This window comes from Paraburkholderia sp. TE9906, from assembly GCF_056279605.1.
Map to the genome: position 1 here is coordinate 16,825 of NZ_JBWCCT010000020.1, position 15,448 is coordinate 32,272.

General features: G+C 60.2%; 14 protein-coding genes. 5 read left to right on the top strand and 9 right to left on the bottom strand.

The window, feature by feature from the left end:
- Nucleotides 1–46: 46 nt before the first annotated feature.
- From ACZ9H4_RS33570 to ACZ9H4_RS33585, 4 genes are all read right to left on the bottom strand, one after another.
- Nucleotides 47–232 carry a hypothetical protein gene (locus ACZ9H4_RS33570; protein WP_408154584.1) on the bottom strand — a complete coding sequence of 62 codons (186 nt, stop codon included), beginning with the start codon at nt 230–232 and terminating at the stop codon, nt 47–49.
- A 707-nt stretch (nt 233–939) separates the two neighbouring features.
- The gene (locus ACZ9H4_RS33575; protein ID WP_408141872.1) at nt 940–1,458 is read right to left on the bottom strand and encodes a hypothetical protein; all 519 of its coding nucleotides are present in this window, start codon (nt 1,456–1,458) and stop codon (nt 940–942) included.
- 221 nt (nt 1,459–1,679) lie between these two features.
- The gene (locus ACZ9H4_RS33580) at nt 1,680–2,159 is read right to left on the bottom strand and encodes a nuclear transport factor 2 family protein (RefSeq protein WP_121319791.1); all 480 of its coding nucleotides are present in this window, start codon (nt 2,157–2,159) and stop codon (nt 1,680–1,682) included.
- 13 nt (nt 2,160–2,172) lie between these two features.
- Nucleotides 2,173–2,895, bottom strand: a complete 723-nt coding sequence (locus ACZ9H4_RS33585; RefSeq protein ID WP_476122530.1) for a TetR/AcrR family transcriptional regulator — start codon at nt 2,893–2,895, stop codon at nt 2,173–2,175.
- Nucleotides 2,896–3,003: 108 nt separating this feature from the next.
- On the opposite strand from ACZ9H4_RS33585, the gene ACZ9H4_RS33590 reads away from it, so the two are divergent.
- Nucleotides 3,004–3,654, top strand: a complete 651-nt coding sequence (locus tag ACZ9H4_RS33590; protein WP_408154588.1) for a YceI family protein — start codon at nt 3,004–3,006, stop codon at nt 3,652–3,654.
- A gap of 71 nt (nt 3,655–3,725) precedes the next feature.
- Here ACZ9H4_RS33590 and tdh read toward each other — a convergent pair whose 3' ends face one another.
- Together tdh and ACZ9H4_RS33600 are read right to left on the bottom strand one after the other, a co-directional pair.
- Nucleotides 3,726–4,757 (bottom strand): L-threonine 3-dehydrogenase, encoded by a 1,032-nt coding sequence (tdh, locus tag ACZ9H4_RS33595; RefSeq protein WP_408154590.1) that lies wholly within the window; start codon nt 4,755–4,757, stop codon nt 3,726–3,728.
- 13 nt (nt 4,758–4,770) lie between these two features.
- Nucleotides 4,771–5,970, bottom strand: coding sequence for a glycine C-acetyltransferase (locus ACZ9H4_RS33600; protein ID WP_408141880.1), 1,200 nt, complete (start codon nt 5,968–5,970; stop codon nt 4,771–4,773).
- A gap of 167 nt (nt 5,971–6,137) precedes the next feature.
- Between ACZ9H4_RS33600 and ACZ9H4_RS33605 the strand changes: the two genes are divergently transcribed.
- From ACZ9H4_RS33605 to ACZ9H4_RS33615, 3 genes are all read left to right on the top strand, one after another.
- Nucleotides 6,138–6,776, top strand: a complete 639-nt coding sequence (locus ACZ9H4_RS33605; protein ID WP_408141882.1) for a helix-turn-helix domain-containing protein — start codon at nt 6,138–6,140, stop codon at nt 6,774–6,776.
- Nucleotides 6,777–6,893: 117 nt separating this feature from the next.
- Nucleotides 6,894–7,292: a DUF2471 family protein gene (locus tag ACZ9H4_RS33610; RefSeq protein ID WP_408141884.1), complete on the top strand. Its 399-nt coding sequence runs from the start codon at nt 6,894–6,896 to the stop codon at nt 7,290–7,292.
- Nucleotides 7,293–7,350: 58 nt separating this feature from the next.
- On the top strand, nt 7,351–8,433 hold the full coding sequence (locus ACZ9H4_RS33615) for a tyrosine-type recombinase/integrase (protein ID WP_408141885.1): 1,083 nt from the start codon (nt 7,351–7,353) through the stop codon (nt 8,431–8,433).
- Between the two features lie 51 nt (nt 8,434–8,484).
- Here ACZ9H4_RS33615 and ACZ9H4_RS33620 read toward each other — a convergent pair whose 3' ends face one another.
- Nucleotides 8,485–9,711, bottom strand: a complete 1,227-nt coding sequence (locus tag ACZ9H4_RS33620) for a DNA-binding protein (RefSeq protein ID WP_476122531.1) — start codon at nt 9,709–9,711, stop codon at nt 8,485–8,487.
- Nucleotides 9,712–11,791: 2,080 nt separating this feature from the next.
- Between ACZ9H4_RS33620 and ACZ9H4_RS33625 the strand changes: the two genes are divergently transcribed.
- On the top strand, nt 11,792–13,141 hold the full coding sequence (locus tag ACZ9H4_RS33625) for a replication initiation protein (RefSeq protein WP_408141887.1): 1,350 nt from the start codon (nt 11,792–11,794) through the stop codon (nt 13,139–13,141).
- A 46-nt stretch (nt 13,142–13,187) separates the two neighbouring features.
- Here the strand turns inward: ACZ9H4_RS33625 and ACZ9H4_RS33630 are convergent, their stop codons facing one another.
- Together ACZ9H4_RS33630 and parA are read right to left on the bottom strand one after the other, a co-directional pair.
- On the bottom strand, nt 13,188–14,243 hold the full coding sequence (locus ACZ9H4_RS33630; protein ID WP_476122532.1) for a ParB/RepB/Spo0J family partition protein: 1,056 nt from the start codon (nt 14,241–14,243) through the stop codon (nt 13,188–13,190).
- Between the two features lie 25 nt (nt 14,244–14,268).
- Nucleotides 14,269–14,931 (bottom strand): ParA family partition ATPase, encoded by a 663-nt coding sequence (gene parA, locus ACZ9H4_RS33635; protein ID WP_476122533.1) that lies wholly within the window; start codon nt 14,929–14,931, stop codon nt 14,269–14,271.
- Nucleotides 14,932–15,448: the final 517 nt, after the last annotated feature.

Genomic DNA, 15,448 nt, shown 5'->3' on the forward strand with positions numbered 1-15,448 from the left:
CATCGTTGCTGCATGGTTTCCGCGCGGTTCACGTGAGGTGTGTCGCTCAACCCTGAGCGACATTGCCCGGAACGACGATCGCGCCATGCGGCCCGTCGCCTCCACCGTGGCCGCCACCGGGTCCGCCGCCACCCGGACCACCACCACCCCAAGCCGGCGGCGGTCCCCACCAGCATCCGCTCAACGTTGCGCTCAGTGCGGCGAGCGCCGCGATTGCCAACAGCTTCTTCATGCTTTCTCCTTCGATCTATCTGCGGTGACGCGACAACGTCGCTCGGGTTTCGAGGGACGATGCGATGCGTCATCCGCAACTTATCAAGCGGCGAAAGATCATGTTTTACGAGGCCGTTACAAGCTCGGCAGGCAATGACTACGACGAGGCGGCCTCGCTGTCGCGGACGTCGTCTTCCAGCGCCGGTTACGCGGAGTTCGAGAAGTGTTGCGCGGCATGCGTGCGCGTTCACCCTTTGTTTGCATATGGAAGAGGATGTAAGGAGATCGGCGGCTTCGATTCGCGCCATTGCGTTGATAGGTGAGTTGTTAGATCGGCGACACGTCACCTTGAGCGGCCATGCCGACGACTCCCTGGAAATCCTCACCTTCGCATCGGTGCGGATTCTGAGCGGCCATGGATCACCTCCTGGAATCGCTCACCTTTTGACGGTGATCTCCTGGAATTCCTCACCTTTGCGCCTATTTCGAGGCTTCCAGGGTGCTATTCAGCTCGTCGAACGGCTCACTTCCCGGTGAATGGAGAGCCCGTATCCTGGAAGTCCTCACCTTATAGCCTCGATGAGACGATCTCCTGGAATTCCTCACCTTTGAGCGCGGTGATCACATCTCCTGGAATTCCTCACCATTCGCCGCACGGTCGCCATCCCCTGGAAATCCTCACCATCCTGGAACGGCTCACCTTGGTGTGCGTGAGCGGTAGTTCGCTCAGAACTTCACCTTCACCTGAAACCCGATCGTAAACGGCAGATCGTCCGAAGGAATCGGCGGAATCACGATGAAGTTCGCGCCCACGCGTTTGTATTCGACCATCACGATCGGCGCGACCACCGGTCCGATCGTGTGATTGCGGCCCAAGCCCCAGTTGCCGTAGTTATAGCCGGAGATGATCCCGGCCATCGCCGCGAGCCGCACGATGCCCCAGTGCGCGAACTCCGGCGCCCAGACGCCGCCGCCATAGTACGAAGGTCGGCGCAGCGAGTTACGAAAACCGCCGGCGGTCAGCGCCCATTGATTGTTGAGCCAGCATTCGACGCCGAGGCCCGGATTGAACTGTTCGAAATCGGTATTCGGATCGGGGTTGATGTGATACGAGCCGAGCATGGCGTCGACCCATATGCCGCCCTCGCACCAGCTGCCGGCCTGCGCGGCGGATGCCGCCGCCAGGCTCGCGATGAGCGCCACTGCAGTACGTCGGATGTTCTTTTTGATCTGCCGAAAATGCATGTCCTCTCCGCCACCGGTCGAGCGCCGGTGTCATCTATGTTCTGGCTATGAGTTTGCCGTCCGTCGCGCACTGTACCTCAACCCGCACACGCGATGTTGAGGCTGCGCTCGGACGTGCGGGCACAAGACGTGCCCGCAGCCTGGAACCGCAACGATAACGGAGAACCGATGGCAAAGCGGTGAATGCGTGCCCGCATCCACTGCCATTTTCGATGGCGGGTCTAGAGCCCGAGATCCGACAGGCCCGGATGATCGTCGGGACGGCGCCCGAGCGGCCAGCGATACAGACGGTCGGCTTCGCGGATCGGCAGGTCGTTGATGCTGGCATGACGGCGCGCCATCAGTCCATGCTCGTCGAACTCCCAATTCTCGTTGCCATACGAGCGGAACCAGTTGTTCGAATCGTCGTGCCATTCGTAGGCAAAGCGCACCGCGATACGGTTATCGGTGAACGCCCACAGTTCCTTGATCAGCCGGTAGTCGAGTTCTCTCGCCCATTTGCGGCGCAACAGGCCGACGATCTCCGCGCGGCCATGCGTGAATTCGGCGCGATTGCGCCAGATGCTGTCCGGCGTGTACGCGAGCGAAACACGCTCGGGATCGCGCGTATTCCAGCCGTCTTCCGCAGCGCGCACTTTCTGAATCGCGGTTTCGCGCGTGAACGGTGGCAACGGCGGGCGGGTTTCGATGGAGTCGGCCATGATGGTTCCTCGGTCAGGTTGCGGCGCGCCGGGATGGCGGTCGCCGGTTTGCGGAAGGGCTTGTGGTTTTGCCTGGCGACGTGCCTGTGACGTTGCCGGTGGACGTAGCGCGTTCGCCGGCGGATGGGTTGGCCTCGGCGTCGAGCAAGGTCTGGGCTGCGCTGCGCGCGTCGAGCGCGGTGTCGGCCTCGCCGCTCACCAGCGCCACGGCGATTGCACCATCGAGCAGAAGCAGCCACTGACGCGACAATCGCGCGGCACGCCGCGCATCCATGTCTGACTCGACTGCGAATTCATCGCACTGGGTTCGCACGAAATCGAGCAGACGTTCCTTGTGTTTGCGCGCGACGATCCGGATCGGATCTTCCGCCGACGCAATCTCACCGGCCGCGTTCAGAAACGCGCAGCCATGAAAATCGTCCGACGCAAACCATTCGCGCAGCACCTCGAACATACCGAGCAGACGCTTGCGCGCACTTTTGCCGCGCCGCTGCGTGCCGGCGATAAACCAGTTCATCCAGCGTTCGTCGCGCCGTTCGAGTGCGGCCGCGACGAGCGCGTCTTTCGATTCGAAATGCGTGTAGAAGCTCTTGCGCGCCGTGCCGGACTGCTTGACGATCGCGTCCACGCCGGTTGCGTGGATGCCGCCGGCGTAGATCAACGCTTCGGCGGCATCCAGCAGACGCTCGCGCGCGCTGCCGGGCACGGCTGCTTCAGTGAGAGTGTCGGTAGCCATGAACAAAGGGTAGAACGATCATTCTCCCTCGTCAAGTTTTTGCGGGTTCCGGCAGCCAGGTGCGCTAGCTGCTATCGTGATGACGATCGCTCAACCGGAACGAACTTCATGAACTCATCGCCTGTCCGCGCCACGCTGGCGCGTGTCCTGCTGGGCGCCACGTTGCTGACGGCAGTCGCCTGCACACCGCTGCAAGTCCTCACGCATTCGGTCAGCCAGAACGAGGCGCGCGTGCCGGTCGGCCGCTACGAGATCGATCCGGACCACACCAGCATCACGTTCGACATCGACCATTTCAAATACTCGCGCTTTACGATTCGCTTCGATCGCAAGCAGGGTCAGCTCGACTGGAGCGAGGGCGGGCTCGAGCGGAGCTCGGCATCGGTCACGATCGACGCGGCGAGCATCGATACGAACGTGCCGCTGCTCGACAAGATGGTGAAGGGCCCCGACATGCTCGACGTCGCACGCAATCCGGCGATTCGCTTTGCGAGCACGCGCTTCGAGCGCACCGGCGAATCTCGCGGCACACTGAGCGGTGATCTGACGATTCGCGGCGTCACGCAACCGGTGACGCTCGACGTCACGTTCAACGGTTTCGCGCCCGATCCGCTGACGAAGAAAGACACGCTCGGCTTCTCGGCAGAAGGCCGTTTCAGCCGCGCGAAGTTCGGTTTGTCGACGTGGTATCCGGCCGTCGGCGACGACATTCATGTGCGCATTCAGGCGGAGTTCGTGAAAACGCCCGCAGGCGGGTGAGCGCGATGCGGGCGCTGGGTCGGCCGCGAGCCAAGGCGTTGAGCTCGTGGCGATGTGGCTGACGTGTCAACTCACGCAGCCGTCCAGTCGAGAATCACCTTGCCGCTCTCGCCGGAAAGCATCGTGGCAAAGGCCTGTTGATAATCGTCGACCTTGAAATGGTGCGTGAGGATCGGCGACAGATCCAGACCGCTTTGCAGCATCGCGACCATCTTGTACCAGGTTTCGAACATCTCGCGCCCGTAAATGCCCTTGATTTCAAGGCCTTTGAAGATCACCTGAGTCCAGTCGATCGCGGTCTGCGCGGGCGGAATGCCGAGCAACGCGATCTTGCCGCCGTGATTCATCGCTTCGAGCATGCCGGTGAACGCGCTCGGCACGCCCGACATTTCCAGGCCGACGTCGAAACCTTCGGTCATGTGCAGATCGGCCATCACGTCGCGCAGCGATTCGCGCGACACGTTCACCGCGCGGGTCGCGCCCATCTTGCGGGCGAGTTCGAGGCGATAGTCGTTGATGTCGGTGATCACGACATTGCGCGCGCCGACGTGTTTCGCGATCGCCACCGCCATGATGCCGATCGGACCCGCCCCGGTAATCAGCACGTCCTCGCCGACCAGATTGAACGACAGCGCGGTGTGCGTCGCGTTGCCGAACGGATCGAAAATCGCCGCGAGATCGTCGGAGATTTCGGGTGGAATCTTAAACGCGTTGAATGCCGGGATGACGAGGTATTCGGCGAACGCGCCTTCACGATTCACGCCGACGCCGACCGTATTGCGGCACAAATGCCGACGTCCCGCGCGGCAGTTGCGGCAGAAACCGCACGTGATATGTCCTTCGCCCGACACGCGATCGCCGATCGCAAAGCCGCGCACTTCCTGTCCCATCTCGACGATTTCGCCGACATATTCGTGACCGACGTGCATCGGCACCGGAATGGTTTTTTGCGCCCAGTCGTCCCACTTCCAGATGTGGATGTCGGTGCCGCAAATCGCGGTGCGCGTGATGCGGATCATCACGTCGTTGTGGCCGACTTCGGGTTTCTTGACGTCCGTGAGCGTGAGGCCCGGCGCGCGTTCGAGTTTTGCCAATGCTTTCATATGCGCCTCCGTGTCAGATCACGCCCAGTTCACGGCCAACGCGCGCGAAGGCGTCGACGGCCCGGTCGATCTGCTCGGGCGTGTGCGCCGCGCTCATTTGCGTGCGGATGCGCGCGCGTCCTTTGGGCACCACCGGGAACGAGAAGCCGATTACGTAGACGCCTTCCTTCAACAGCGCATCGGCCATTTTCGAAGCGAGTAGCGCGTCGCCGAGCATCACGGGAATGATCGGATGTTCGCCCGGCACGAGCGTGAAGCCGAGCGCGCTCATCTTGCTGCGGAAGTGCGCGCCGTTTTCACGCACACGTGCGCGCAATTGCGCGCCTTCGTCGCTCGCCAGCAGTTCGAGCACTTTCAGCGACGCAGCGGCGATGCTCGGCGTCAGCGTGTTCGAGAACAAATAGGGACGCGAGCGCTGCCGCAGTAACTCCACGACTTCCTTGCGTGCGGCGACGTAGCCGCCCGATGCGCCGCCCAATGCTTTGCCGAGCGTGCCGGTGATGATGTCGACGCGCGACAGCACGCCACAATGTTCCGGCGTGCCGCGCCCATGTTCGCCGACAAAACCCACCGCGTGCGAGTCGTCGACCATCACGAGCGCGCCGTAGCGGTCGGCCAGATCGCAGATGCCGGCGAGGTCGGCGATGATGCCGTCCATCGAGAACACGCCGTCGGTGGCGATCAGTTTGAAGCGCGCACCGGCGGCGTCCGCTTCTTTCAGTCGGGCTTCGAGATCGGCGAGGTCGTTGTTCTTGTAGCGGAAACGCTTCGCCTTCGAAAGCCGCACGCCGTCGATGATGCTCGCGTGATTCAGCTCGTCGCTGATGATTGCGTCATTCTCGTCGAGCAGGGTTTCGAACAGACCGCCGTTCGCGTCGAAACAGCTCGAATAGAGAATGCAGTCGTCGGTTTGCAGGAATGCGGCGAGCGCGTGTTCCAGTTCCTTGTGCACGGTTTGCGTGCCGCAGATGAAGCGCACCGATGCCATGCCGAAACCGTCGTTGTCCAAACCTTGTTTGGCGGCGTCGATCAGTCGGGCGTCATCGGCGAGGCCGAGGTAATTGTTCGCGCAGAAATTCAGCACGTGCGTGCCGTTGGCAAGACGCACATCGGCCGACTGCGGGCTCGCGATCACACGTTCGTTTTTGTAAAAGCCGTCGGCGCGGATCTGCTCGAGGGTGCCGCGCAAGTGGGCGAGATATTGGTCACGCATGAACCCTTCTCCTGAATGGGATGGTGGCGCCGGCCCGCGTTCGCCTGTCCGGCATAGGTGCGGCATGAGCGACGGCGGCGAGACGGCCTGCTATAGTCGGCTGTCAATTTTATCGGATATTTTCGTTTTTTCGAACTAAAATCCGGTATATCGAACAACTCTAAACGATGGGTCAGGAAATGGCAAGTTCGGGTATTCGCCGCGCCGCGGCCAACGCGGTGCCTACGTCAGGCGTGACATCGGTGCCGGCGAGTGCCGCGCCGCCGCGCGTCGGCGAACAGATTCAGCGTCTGCGCGCCGAACGGCGCATGACGCTCGACGATCTGTCGCGTGCCGCCGGCGTGTCGAAATCGATGCTCTCGGAGATCGAGCGCGACAAGGCCAATCCGACGATCGCGGTCGCCTGGCGGCTGACCAATGCGCTCGGCGTCAGTCTCGATTCGCTGTTCGCGCCGCCCAAAGCGCCGGAAGCAATCGCGGTCTCGGGTCCGCACGAGATTCCCACCTTGAGCGGGCACGAGGCCAAGTATCAGTTGCGAGTGTGGGGGCCGATCGAGCTGGCTGGCAAGTTCGAATGGTACGAATTGACGCTGCAGCCGGGCGGGGCGTTGGTATCGAATGCGCATGAGCCCGGTACGCGCGAGCATTTGACCGTACTGCACGGCTCGATCGAAATCGAGGCGGCCGGCGCGACGAAACGGCTCAAGGCCGCGGACACCGCGCGCTATGTCGCCGACGAACCGCACGCGATCCGCAACGCCGGCAAGGGCGAAGCGAAAGCACTGCTGGTGGTGATCCACGGCTGATTTCGGGCTCGCGGTCCGGGCGCCTTGCGGCTAGCAGTTGGCGGATTTGGCCATTCGGCTGAGGTTGCATCCGACACTGTATATTTGTACAGTACAGGGTATCGACTGGAGCCGATAATGAACAATCTAAGAGCCGACCCTACCGATCAAGCTTTGGCCGCGCTGCGCTACCAAACTGCGGCGCGCGATCTCGAACACATCGTGCGCAATATCGCGGCGCGTTACATCGTCCAGCAGGTGCCGCTCACGTGGCGTTTGCTGCATGCGATCGAAGCAGAGGCGCTGGCCGACCTCGGGTTTGCGAGCCGGCACGACGCGCTGCTGCTAGGCCTGTTCCAACGTCCGTCCGACCTGCCTTATCCGGAAACCGATGAGGCCGTGGATTTCGGCACGTCCACCGCGCTGCCGGCGGTGTTCGCGTTCGCCGTCAGTGCTTATGAAGAAGCCGCTCGCCGCGCGGCGAAGCCGGCGTCGGAAGGTTCGACGCTGAAACGCTCGCGGCCCTGGGGCGGCTGAAGGCTGTATTTTCGTCGGTTGCCACCTACAATATGCGCAACTAACGGAAGGATAGCCCATGTCACCTCCTCATCTGTCCGACCCGGTCCTGCGTCCTGCGCCATCGACTGATCTGTTCGATCAGCAACGTGAAGACTGGCGTCTCGACCCGCAAATCGCCTTCGACGCCTGGCTTGCCAAGCAGCATTTCAGACGTTCTTCTGCAAGCGTCTACCAAGCGCAGTGGGGACTTTTTCTTGAGTGGCTCAGCGCGCGCCAGAAGAGTCTGGTCACGGTCGACACGCATATGATTGCCGAATTCGTCGCCGGACTCGATGTCCGGAAACCTCAACGAATCCGGTATTTGCGGCTGATCGAGCGGGTCCTGGATCATGTGCGCGAAATCGAATCCGCGTCGACCAACCCCGCGCGCTTCATTGCTCAGGATGGCGAAGCAGCGTGGCGAAATGCGCGCGATAACGAGCCAACCGGCTTTCTCACCCATGCCGAACGAACCGCGCTGATCGCGCAATTGTTTGCACCGCTGCCTGATTTGTCGACCGCGCAGCGCTGGCGAGAGCGTCGCGACCGCGCGTTGATCGCCGCGTTTCTCGGCGGCGGATTGAAGACGGGCGAGGCCGCTGCGCTTACGGTTAGTTGCGTGAATGTCGGTTCGCCATGGGTAACGATCGAGTCCGCCAATCCCATGCTGACGCGCCGCACCCGGCTCGCGCCCTTCGCGACGGCGGTCCTCGACGCGTGGCTCGCCGAACGGCGTCATACGGAATTGGCCGGCAATCTGGTTTTCCCCGCAGCCCCGTCCGGGCGGCCGATGCACAAAGCCACCATGCTGCGCGCCGTCGACGCGTTGATCGACGGTGCCGGGATTGCGGCATCGCGGCTGTCCCGCGCCAGTCCGCAAACCTTGCGCAACACTTTCGCGGCGGATCTGTTCGAAAGTGGGGTAGAGGCCGAACTGGTCGGTCAATGGCTGGGATTCGTGCAGGCCGTGTCGGCCAACCGGCTGTATCGAGCGTGGCAAACGTGGGTTGACCAGCAGGATTCGCCTGCCGCCGAGGTACCTGATCCGGCCGCGCCGCCGTTACCCGCGCCTAGACGTGACGGGCGTTTGATGCGGAAATCGGGAGCCGGCGAGCCCTGAAAATACTCACCTTTCCGGTCCCGAATTTCCTCACCTTTGACGTTTTATCCGCTATCGCACCGCGTCGAATTGGCGTGCCGGCGTAGCGGCCGAGTCACTCGACAAAAAGCGGCTGACCGCCGCGAGCCTTGATTCGCCGAGTCCCGACGAGTGGTCGCATTCCGGGCAAAGCAGCTCGAAGCGGTGATCGACTTGCGACAACTCCGGCTCACCTTCATCACATTTCGGGCATCGTTGCGGCAGCATGACATGCCCGTCCGCTGCTGTGCCGATTACGCGCAGCTCGTCGCTCGTGAGCCGCCCCGCTTCGACCAGCGAACAAATCAAGCCGCCGATTGCCGGATCGATACCTTGTCGGCCGCGCAACACGGTGACCTCTTTCGTCAAGGCATCCACCTCGTCCGATTGCTCGCGCAACTGAGCGTCGAGTCGATCGCCGCGCGCCTTGGCCGCCGCGATTTGCTGAATAAACTCGAATTCCTTGCGACTTGCGTCGCGAACGCCCGATTGATAGGTCGCAGCCATGCTGCGGAGCGAATCGAGTTCGACCAGCATCGGCTTAACGCGCCGCTCGGCCTCGGCGACCGCGTCCTTGATCTGTTGCGCATAGTGTTCAGTACTTTGGCGCAGCTCGATATGCAATGCGTCGATCCGGTCACGCAAAGTGGCGTTGGTTGCCAGTTCATTATCGAGACGCTGACGGAGCGCTTCGTTTTCCCGATCGAGTCGATGCACCGTCGACTGCAAGCCTTCCTGGTGAACGTTTCCGTGCGTGGTTGCACTGGATAGCTCGGTTTCGAGCGCGCGAACACGCCCCCACGCTGCTTCGGCGCGGAGCTCGCTGCGCTTGATCGCTTCGTCGGCGGCATCCCGGCGAATTTCCGCGTCCCGCGCACGTTGCTCGGCGGCCGCGATTTGCGCACGGATTTCCTCGCGTTCGCCGACGAGCGTTGTCTGCGCGTGAGCAACCGCTTCTTCGAACAACGCGCCCAATAGTTCGCCGGCGCGATCTTCCAAAGCTTTAGGAATGGCCCCGGCACCGACTTTCACACGCGACACGTTCCGGATGCGTTCCCAGAAGTGGTCAATGTCCTTCGGTATATCGCTTGCACTGCCGGTTTGCGTCAGATCACGAACCGCCGCCATGGATGGGCGGACGCCAAGATCGAAAAAGAGGCGCTTGCATGCATGAAGAGACAAGTCCTGCCGCCGGACGCCTTGCGCACGCATCGCTTCAAGCTCGCCACGGATGGCTTGTCGTTCCTGGTCCAGATTCATGTCAACCTCGATGTCGCTCGAATTGGATGGATCATAACAATTTACGTAACGTTTGCTACCTATTTGTTCGGAGCGTGGGGTTTTGTTGAATTGATGTGTTTTTGAGCGTTACGGAGACCGATTGACTCGCACCTGCTGGTTTTTTCCGTGAAACAAAACGAAGAATAACCAATAAGTCTTTGTACAGAAAGCTTTTTTGCTGATCTCTCAGCGGTCGCGCACTGTTTCACGAACTTTCGATGAGGGCAACGTTGGGGTGAAGGCTTGGTCCGGAGGACTCGCGGGGAGAAATGCTAGAGAGTAATAAAAGTAAACACCTTTGAACCCATGTTAAAAACGTTAACGCCACGGCAAAGCCTTAACTGGCAAGGGTTCTAGCCCGGTAAGGTGAAGCTTTGCGGGAGACGTGGTGAGGTTTTGCGGGAAACTTGAGTGATGGGGTTCGGGGGCCTTGGTGAGTGGCTGCGGGACAGAACGTGAGCGGGTTCGGGAGACCGCGTAAACATGGGGTCGGCCAAAGGTGAGATTTTGCAGGACCTGATTGCCGTGAGGAGCCCGATCGTGCTTGAAAAGTCTCTTCCGAGGTGCGTCGGGTCAAAGGTGAGCGCTTTCGGGAGCATCGGCGAACGAGGTTTACGGTCATATTTGGAGGCCGTTAACTCCTTTGGTGAGCCAAGTCGGGAGAAAACGTGAACCGAAGGTGAGACTTTACAGGGCCAAGGGGCGGTTTTGCCATAATTTTGTGCATTCCGGGGCGCAAGGTGAGCTTTTGCGGGAGCTTGTAGGCGCTCAAGTGGGAGATTTGACGGCTGCGGTCTCGGGCTGCCAGTTGTTGGAATTGGAAAGGTGAGGAAATTCGGGAGGTCGTCTGCGGCGGGATTTGCTGCTGGTTGAATTGCCTGGTTTCCGTCAAAGGTGAGGCTTTTCAGGACGATTCTGAGCAGGTTTTTATGGCTGAGGTGAGGAAATACGGGATCAAAACGGTGCCCGAGGCCTGAAAAGGCCCTACGGATGCCGCCTTCGCTAACGCTGCTTTGTGACTGCCAAATTTTATTGGTGAGGTTTTTCGGGACCCTCGAGAAAGTGTTTGGAAGACGCCCTTTTCAGAAGAAAAGGATTAGAGGTGAGGAAATACGGGGGCGCACATTGGTTGCCCTGCTATTTTGGCGATCCTAAGTCTTTGAAATTGTGGAAATATTTGGTTGGTTTTGTCAAAGGTGAGACTTTTCGGGAGGCTCTCCCGGAGATGTGCGACGCTGCCCGGAAAGCTCAAAGGTGAGGCTTTCCGGGATTGTTTTGGGGTGGATATTGGGCTCGATGCCTCGGAAGTCCGCATCATTCCAAGCGTTCGCGGTGTGCAAAGGTGAGCTTTTTCGGGGGCACAGTGCGAGCGATGCGTCACGTCCTTACCAAGGGCAGTCTTTTCGGTCGATTTCGCCAACGGTGTTGACGTGGTTTCGAACGCTGTCGGCATTGCCGCGCGTACCTGCGGGAGGATTAGGGCGACGCGACGGGCACCTCTGACGCGCTCGGTAAGAAGTTGCCGGCGGCGCACGGCGCAGAGCGCCTGTTGCGTCGCTTGGATCGGCTATCCCGGCGGGCAGGCAGTCTGTGAGCGGAAGTCGCTACGGCCTTATCCCGGTGCACTTGCTCCAGGCCGCGCACATCAGGCAAAACCTCGCCGCAACTTCTGCTCGCGGACGCCATTGAGATCTTGTCGCTGCTCCCCTGCTTACGCACGAAACGGCACGAAGCACCCCGGAGCGCGGTTTCGGCATCAGTCCCACTCGAACTTCGAGGCGACGTCGCCTGAAATGCACGAAATTTTTTATGGTGAGGAGATTCGGGATTGAATGCTCCCCGTTCGCGCACGTTGCGAAAAAGTGCGAATTTGCGGAGGCCGCGACCCGTAAGGATGGCCCGAACCTGGTGCCAAACGGCTGAGGTGAGGGTTTTCGGGAGTTGTTCGAGGTGAGTCGTGCCTCGTAAACTCACTTCACCGGGAACGGTGAGAATCGCACTATAGACGCGTATCACCACAGCCGGTATGCTCTCGCCAAATCCCTCCTCGACCAGACGCATGGCCACGAAGCGCGCGAAGAAGACCGACGTAGTCAGCCCGAGCTCCGCGGAATTGCGCAAAGCCGTCGAGGCGATCGCTATTCAGCCGAAGAGCGGCAAAATCACGCTGCTCACCCGCAAGCTGTTCAACGTGCTCCTCGCCGTGGCTCAGCAAGCCGACGAGTCGGGCGACACGTACCGAGCCTTGCTGTCAGACATCGTCGCCAATTCCGCGTTTGATTCGAACGACACCGCGCTCGTCAAGGAGCACCTGCGGCGCATGGTGTCGGTGCAGGTCGAATGGAGCACGGGCACGTCCAGCCAGAAGCCCGGTCGTAAATGGGGCATTTCGACGCTGATCGCCGACGCGGAAATTCTCGAAGACCCCACTACCCGCCGCGTCTGGGTGGAATTCTCGTTCGCGCCGAAGATCAAGAAGAAGCTGCTCGACCCGGTTCAGTATGCGCGTCTGAGTCTGCAGTTCCAGAGCCAACTGCGCAGCAGCGCGGGCCTAGCGCTTTACGAGATTTGCGTGCGCTATCTGACCAACCCGAGCCATCTGACGATGCGTGAGACGTGGGAATGGTGGCGCCCTATTCTGTCGGGCACGCCGGACACGGAAGCTGGCGACGAAGCGAAACGCGAATACAAGTACTTCAAGCGCGATTACTTGCGGCCGGCGATTGCTGAAGTCAACGCGGTCACCAATATCTTCGTCGAGTTGATCGAGCATCGCGAAGGGCGGCGAGTAGCCGAAATTCAGTTTCGCGTGACCGAGCGCAAGCAGCCAATGCTCGCACTCGACGAGCATCCGAATGTGTTCGACAGCACGCTGGTCGACCGGATGGTGAAGATCGGCATCCCGCTGAAAGAAGCGCAAACGCTGTATGCGGACAGTGAAGAAAACCGTATTCGCGCCGCGTTGCAGATGACCGAGCAACGCATGCGCAGCACGTCGTTGCCGCCTGTGCGCAGCGCGCCCGCGCTGTTCAAGGACGCATTGAAGAAGGGTTATGCGCCGCCCGTCGAAGCATTGTCGTCAGGCAGTGGCGGGAAGGCCGCGGTCGCCGCGCCGGCAGATGATCTCAAAGCGCGATTGTTGGGTGAATATTCGGCACATCGTCGCAAAGAAGCATACGAGTTGTACAACGAGCAAGGCGAGGCGGAAAGGGAGATCGCACGGCAGTCGTTTGAAGAAGACGAATTGCCGGGACTCGGTACGCACATGCGAGACGATTGGCGTCGTCGCGGGCTGGATTCGAAGATTGTCGAAACGGCCTTTTTCGATTGGCTCGCACGCAAGACCTGGGGCGAACCGACCGACGGCGACTTGCTCGCCTTCACGCTGAGCCAATCGCGCGCGGCCTGATTCTTTGAAGAGGTAGGCGGCGACGATAGTGCGCCGCCCCGCTCTTTTACTTCAGCATTTTTTCAATTTGCCGCAGGATGTCATCACGCTTCTCACGCGTGAGCCCCTTCAAGCGCAGTTCGATCCGATCATCCCCGTACGATTTGAGATCGCCCACCGACACGCCCTCGAGTTTGATTTCCAGACGCTGTGCATAGCGTTGTCGACCTGCCGGTTTAACGCTTTCCTGTGCACTCACCCTACCCTTCACGATATCCGCGACTTGCCGCGTGCTCAGGTCGTCAGAGAGGATCTTGTTGATCAACCGCAGTGTCGCGTCGGCACCTCGGGCGGAATGGTATCGACCCACCTGATAGGCCATGTTTGAACCGAAGCGGTCGGGACGCGCGACCATCTCGTGCATGACGGGCTCAGGCAACTTGGCGATGGACAATGCGACGGCGACAGTCGATTCGTCCAGATTGAGATGCTCGGCAAGTTCCTTCTGGCTCTGGAAATGGCGATCGTCGAGAAAGCGTTTCCAGACCACTGCGTTGTCGAACACTGTCTGCGAATCGCGTTGGACGTTGAGGTCGTATCCCAGCTTGTAGCTCTGAATACCGATTGGCAGATCGATGACGATCGCCTTCACGGACTCCTTATTCGCCTCTTTCAGGGCGCGCACACGCCGACCGCCATCGCTGACAAAGTAGGTGCCAGGACTGTCGTAGTCGGGAATGACGTGAATTGCCTGCTGCTGGCCCTGCTTGGCGAGATTGACAGCGAGGTCCGCAATTGACGATTTAAGGTAGAAGTGCCGGGGATTGAACGGGCTAGGCTTGATGCTTTTCAGCGCAAGCTCGATAACCTGATTGGGCTTGTACCCGTGTTCGATTCTCCATGCGCGATAGGCGGCCGATTCATTGGCCGTATCGACGGCATCGGCTTCCGGGACGCTCGGCGGCATCACGGTGGCAATTGGACGCGCAGCGGCTTCACTGCTTCCGGGGCTATTCCTGACAAGACCGTCGATCGCATTCAGACGGTCGAGCGCGGTTCGCTTTTCGCTGCTGGTCGTATCAGGACGTGCTTGAAAGCCTTTGGCGAATTGGGAGGGTTTCATTCAGGGTCCTTTATGCGCATAAATTTCACGGGAGCAAGGCGGCGATCTCGTTCGCGCACGCCCGTACTTCAAGGGCGGCAAGCTTGGCGCCCCGGTCGTTCATCTGAAGTACCGTCTGCCCTAATGCCATTGCCTGCTTGTAGGCTTCACGTGTCGGAATCTGGGTCTTGAGCAGAGGAAAGCCGAGTTCTTCCAACGCGCGCTTCAGTTCGCGCGTCAGCATCCGTTTCTCTTCGGTCTTGTTGAGTAGAAAGACTGCGCGCAGGTCCTCGTTCATCACTTGGGCTTGCTGGACAAGCTTGACCAATCCGATGCTCGACCAGTAGTCGGCGGGCGATGACGATGTGGGGATGACTGCAACGCTCGCTGCAAGCAGGACGACGCCAGAAACCTTTTCGGTGATGGACGGCGGGCAGTCGACGACGATGATGTCATAGTCAGCCACGAACTTCTTGATCTCACGATGGATCTGGCTGCCTGCTTCCGAGAGGTTGACGACCGGGAAAGGGATGCCGGTGTCTCCCTCGGATGATGCGCTGGCCCAGTGGATCAATGTGTTCTGACCGTCTGCGTCTACGACGAGGACGCGTTTGCCTTTCTCGTGAAACGCGGCGCCGAGATGCATCGCGATTGTGCTTTTCCCGACCCCGCCCTTCTGTTGTGTTACCGCGATGATTTCTGCTGCCAAATTCCACCTCCTCTTTTTAGACGCAAATGGATTTTACCTGGATGAATTTTCATTTCAATCGTTTTTATGAATTCAAGATCGAAATTGGCCAATCGGTATAGGTTTATGCGCATAAAGAGCGTGCGGGCGGGAAAGGCTGTGAGGGCGGCGGTAGGCTAGGTGGACGGGCGCTCGTTCGGGGGTGCTCAAACGAAAGGAATGTGGCGTGCGAATCTGCATCGGCTTCCGACTGGCGGGCATTTGATTTTGGTATTTCGCTGCGCGCGGCGGGATTGATATGGGCATTCTCCCGAAGCCCTCATGGGAGAGTAAGTGCCCAGCCAATGTGGACTAGCGCGCGACCGGTGGCCAATGGACGATGTGACAGGACTTTATGCGCATAAAGTCTACTCGTGCGAGCGGGCTCGATGGGTCGTCTGGAGAGGTCGCCACAGCGATGGCAAGTAACAAGAGGTTCGTCGGTCACTTTCCGATCGCTGGGGCGTTCCCCTAATGTTCGCGATGAGGTAGATGAAAG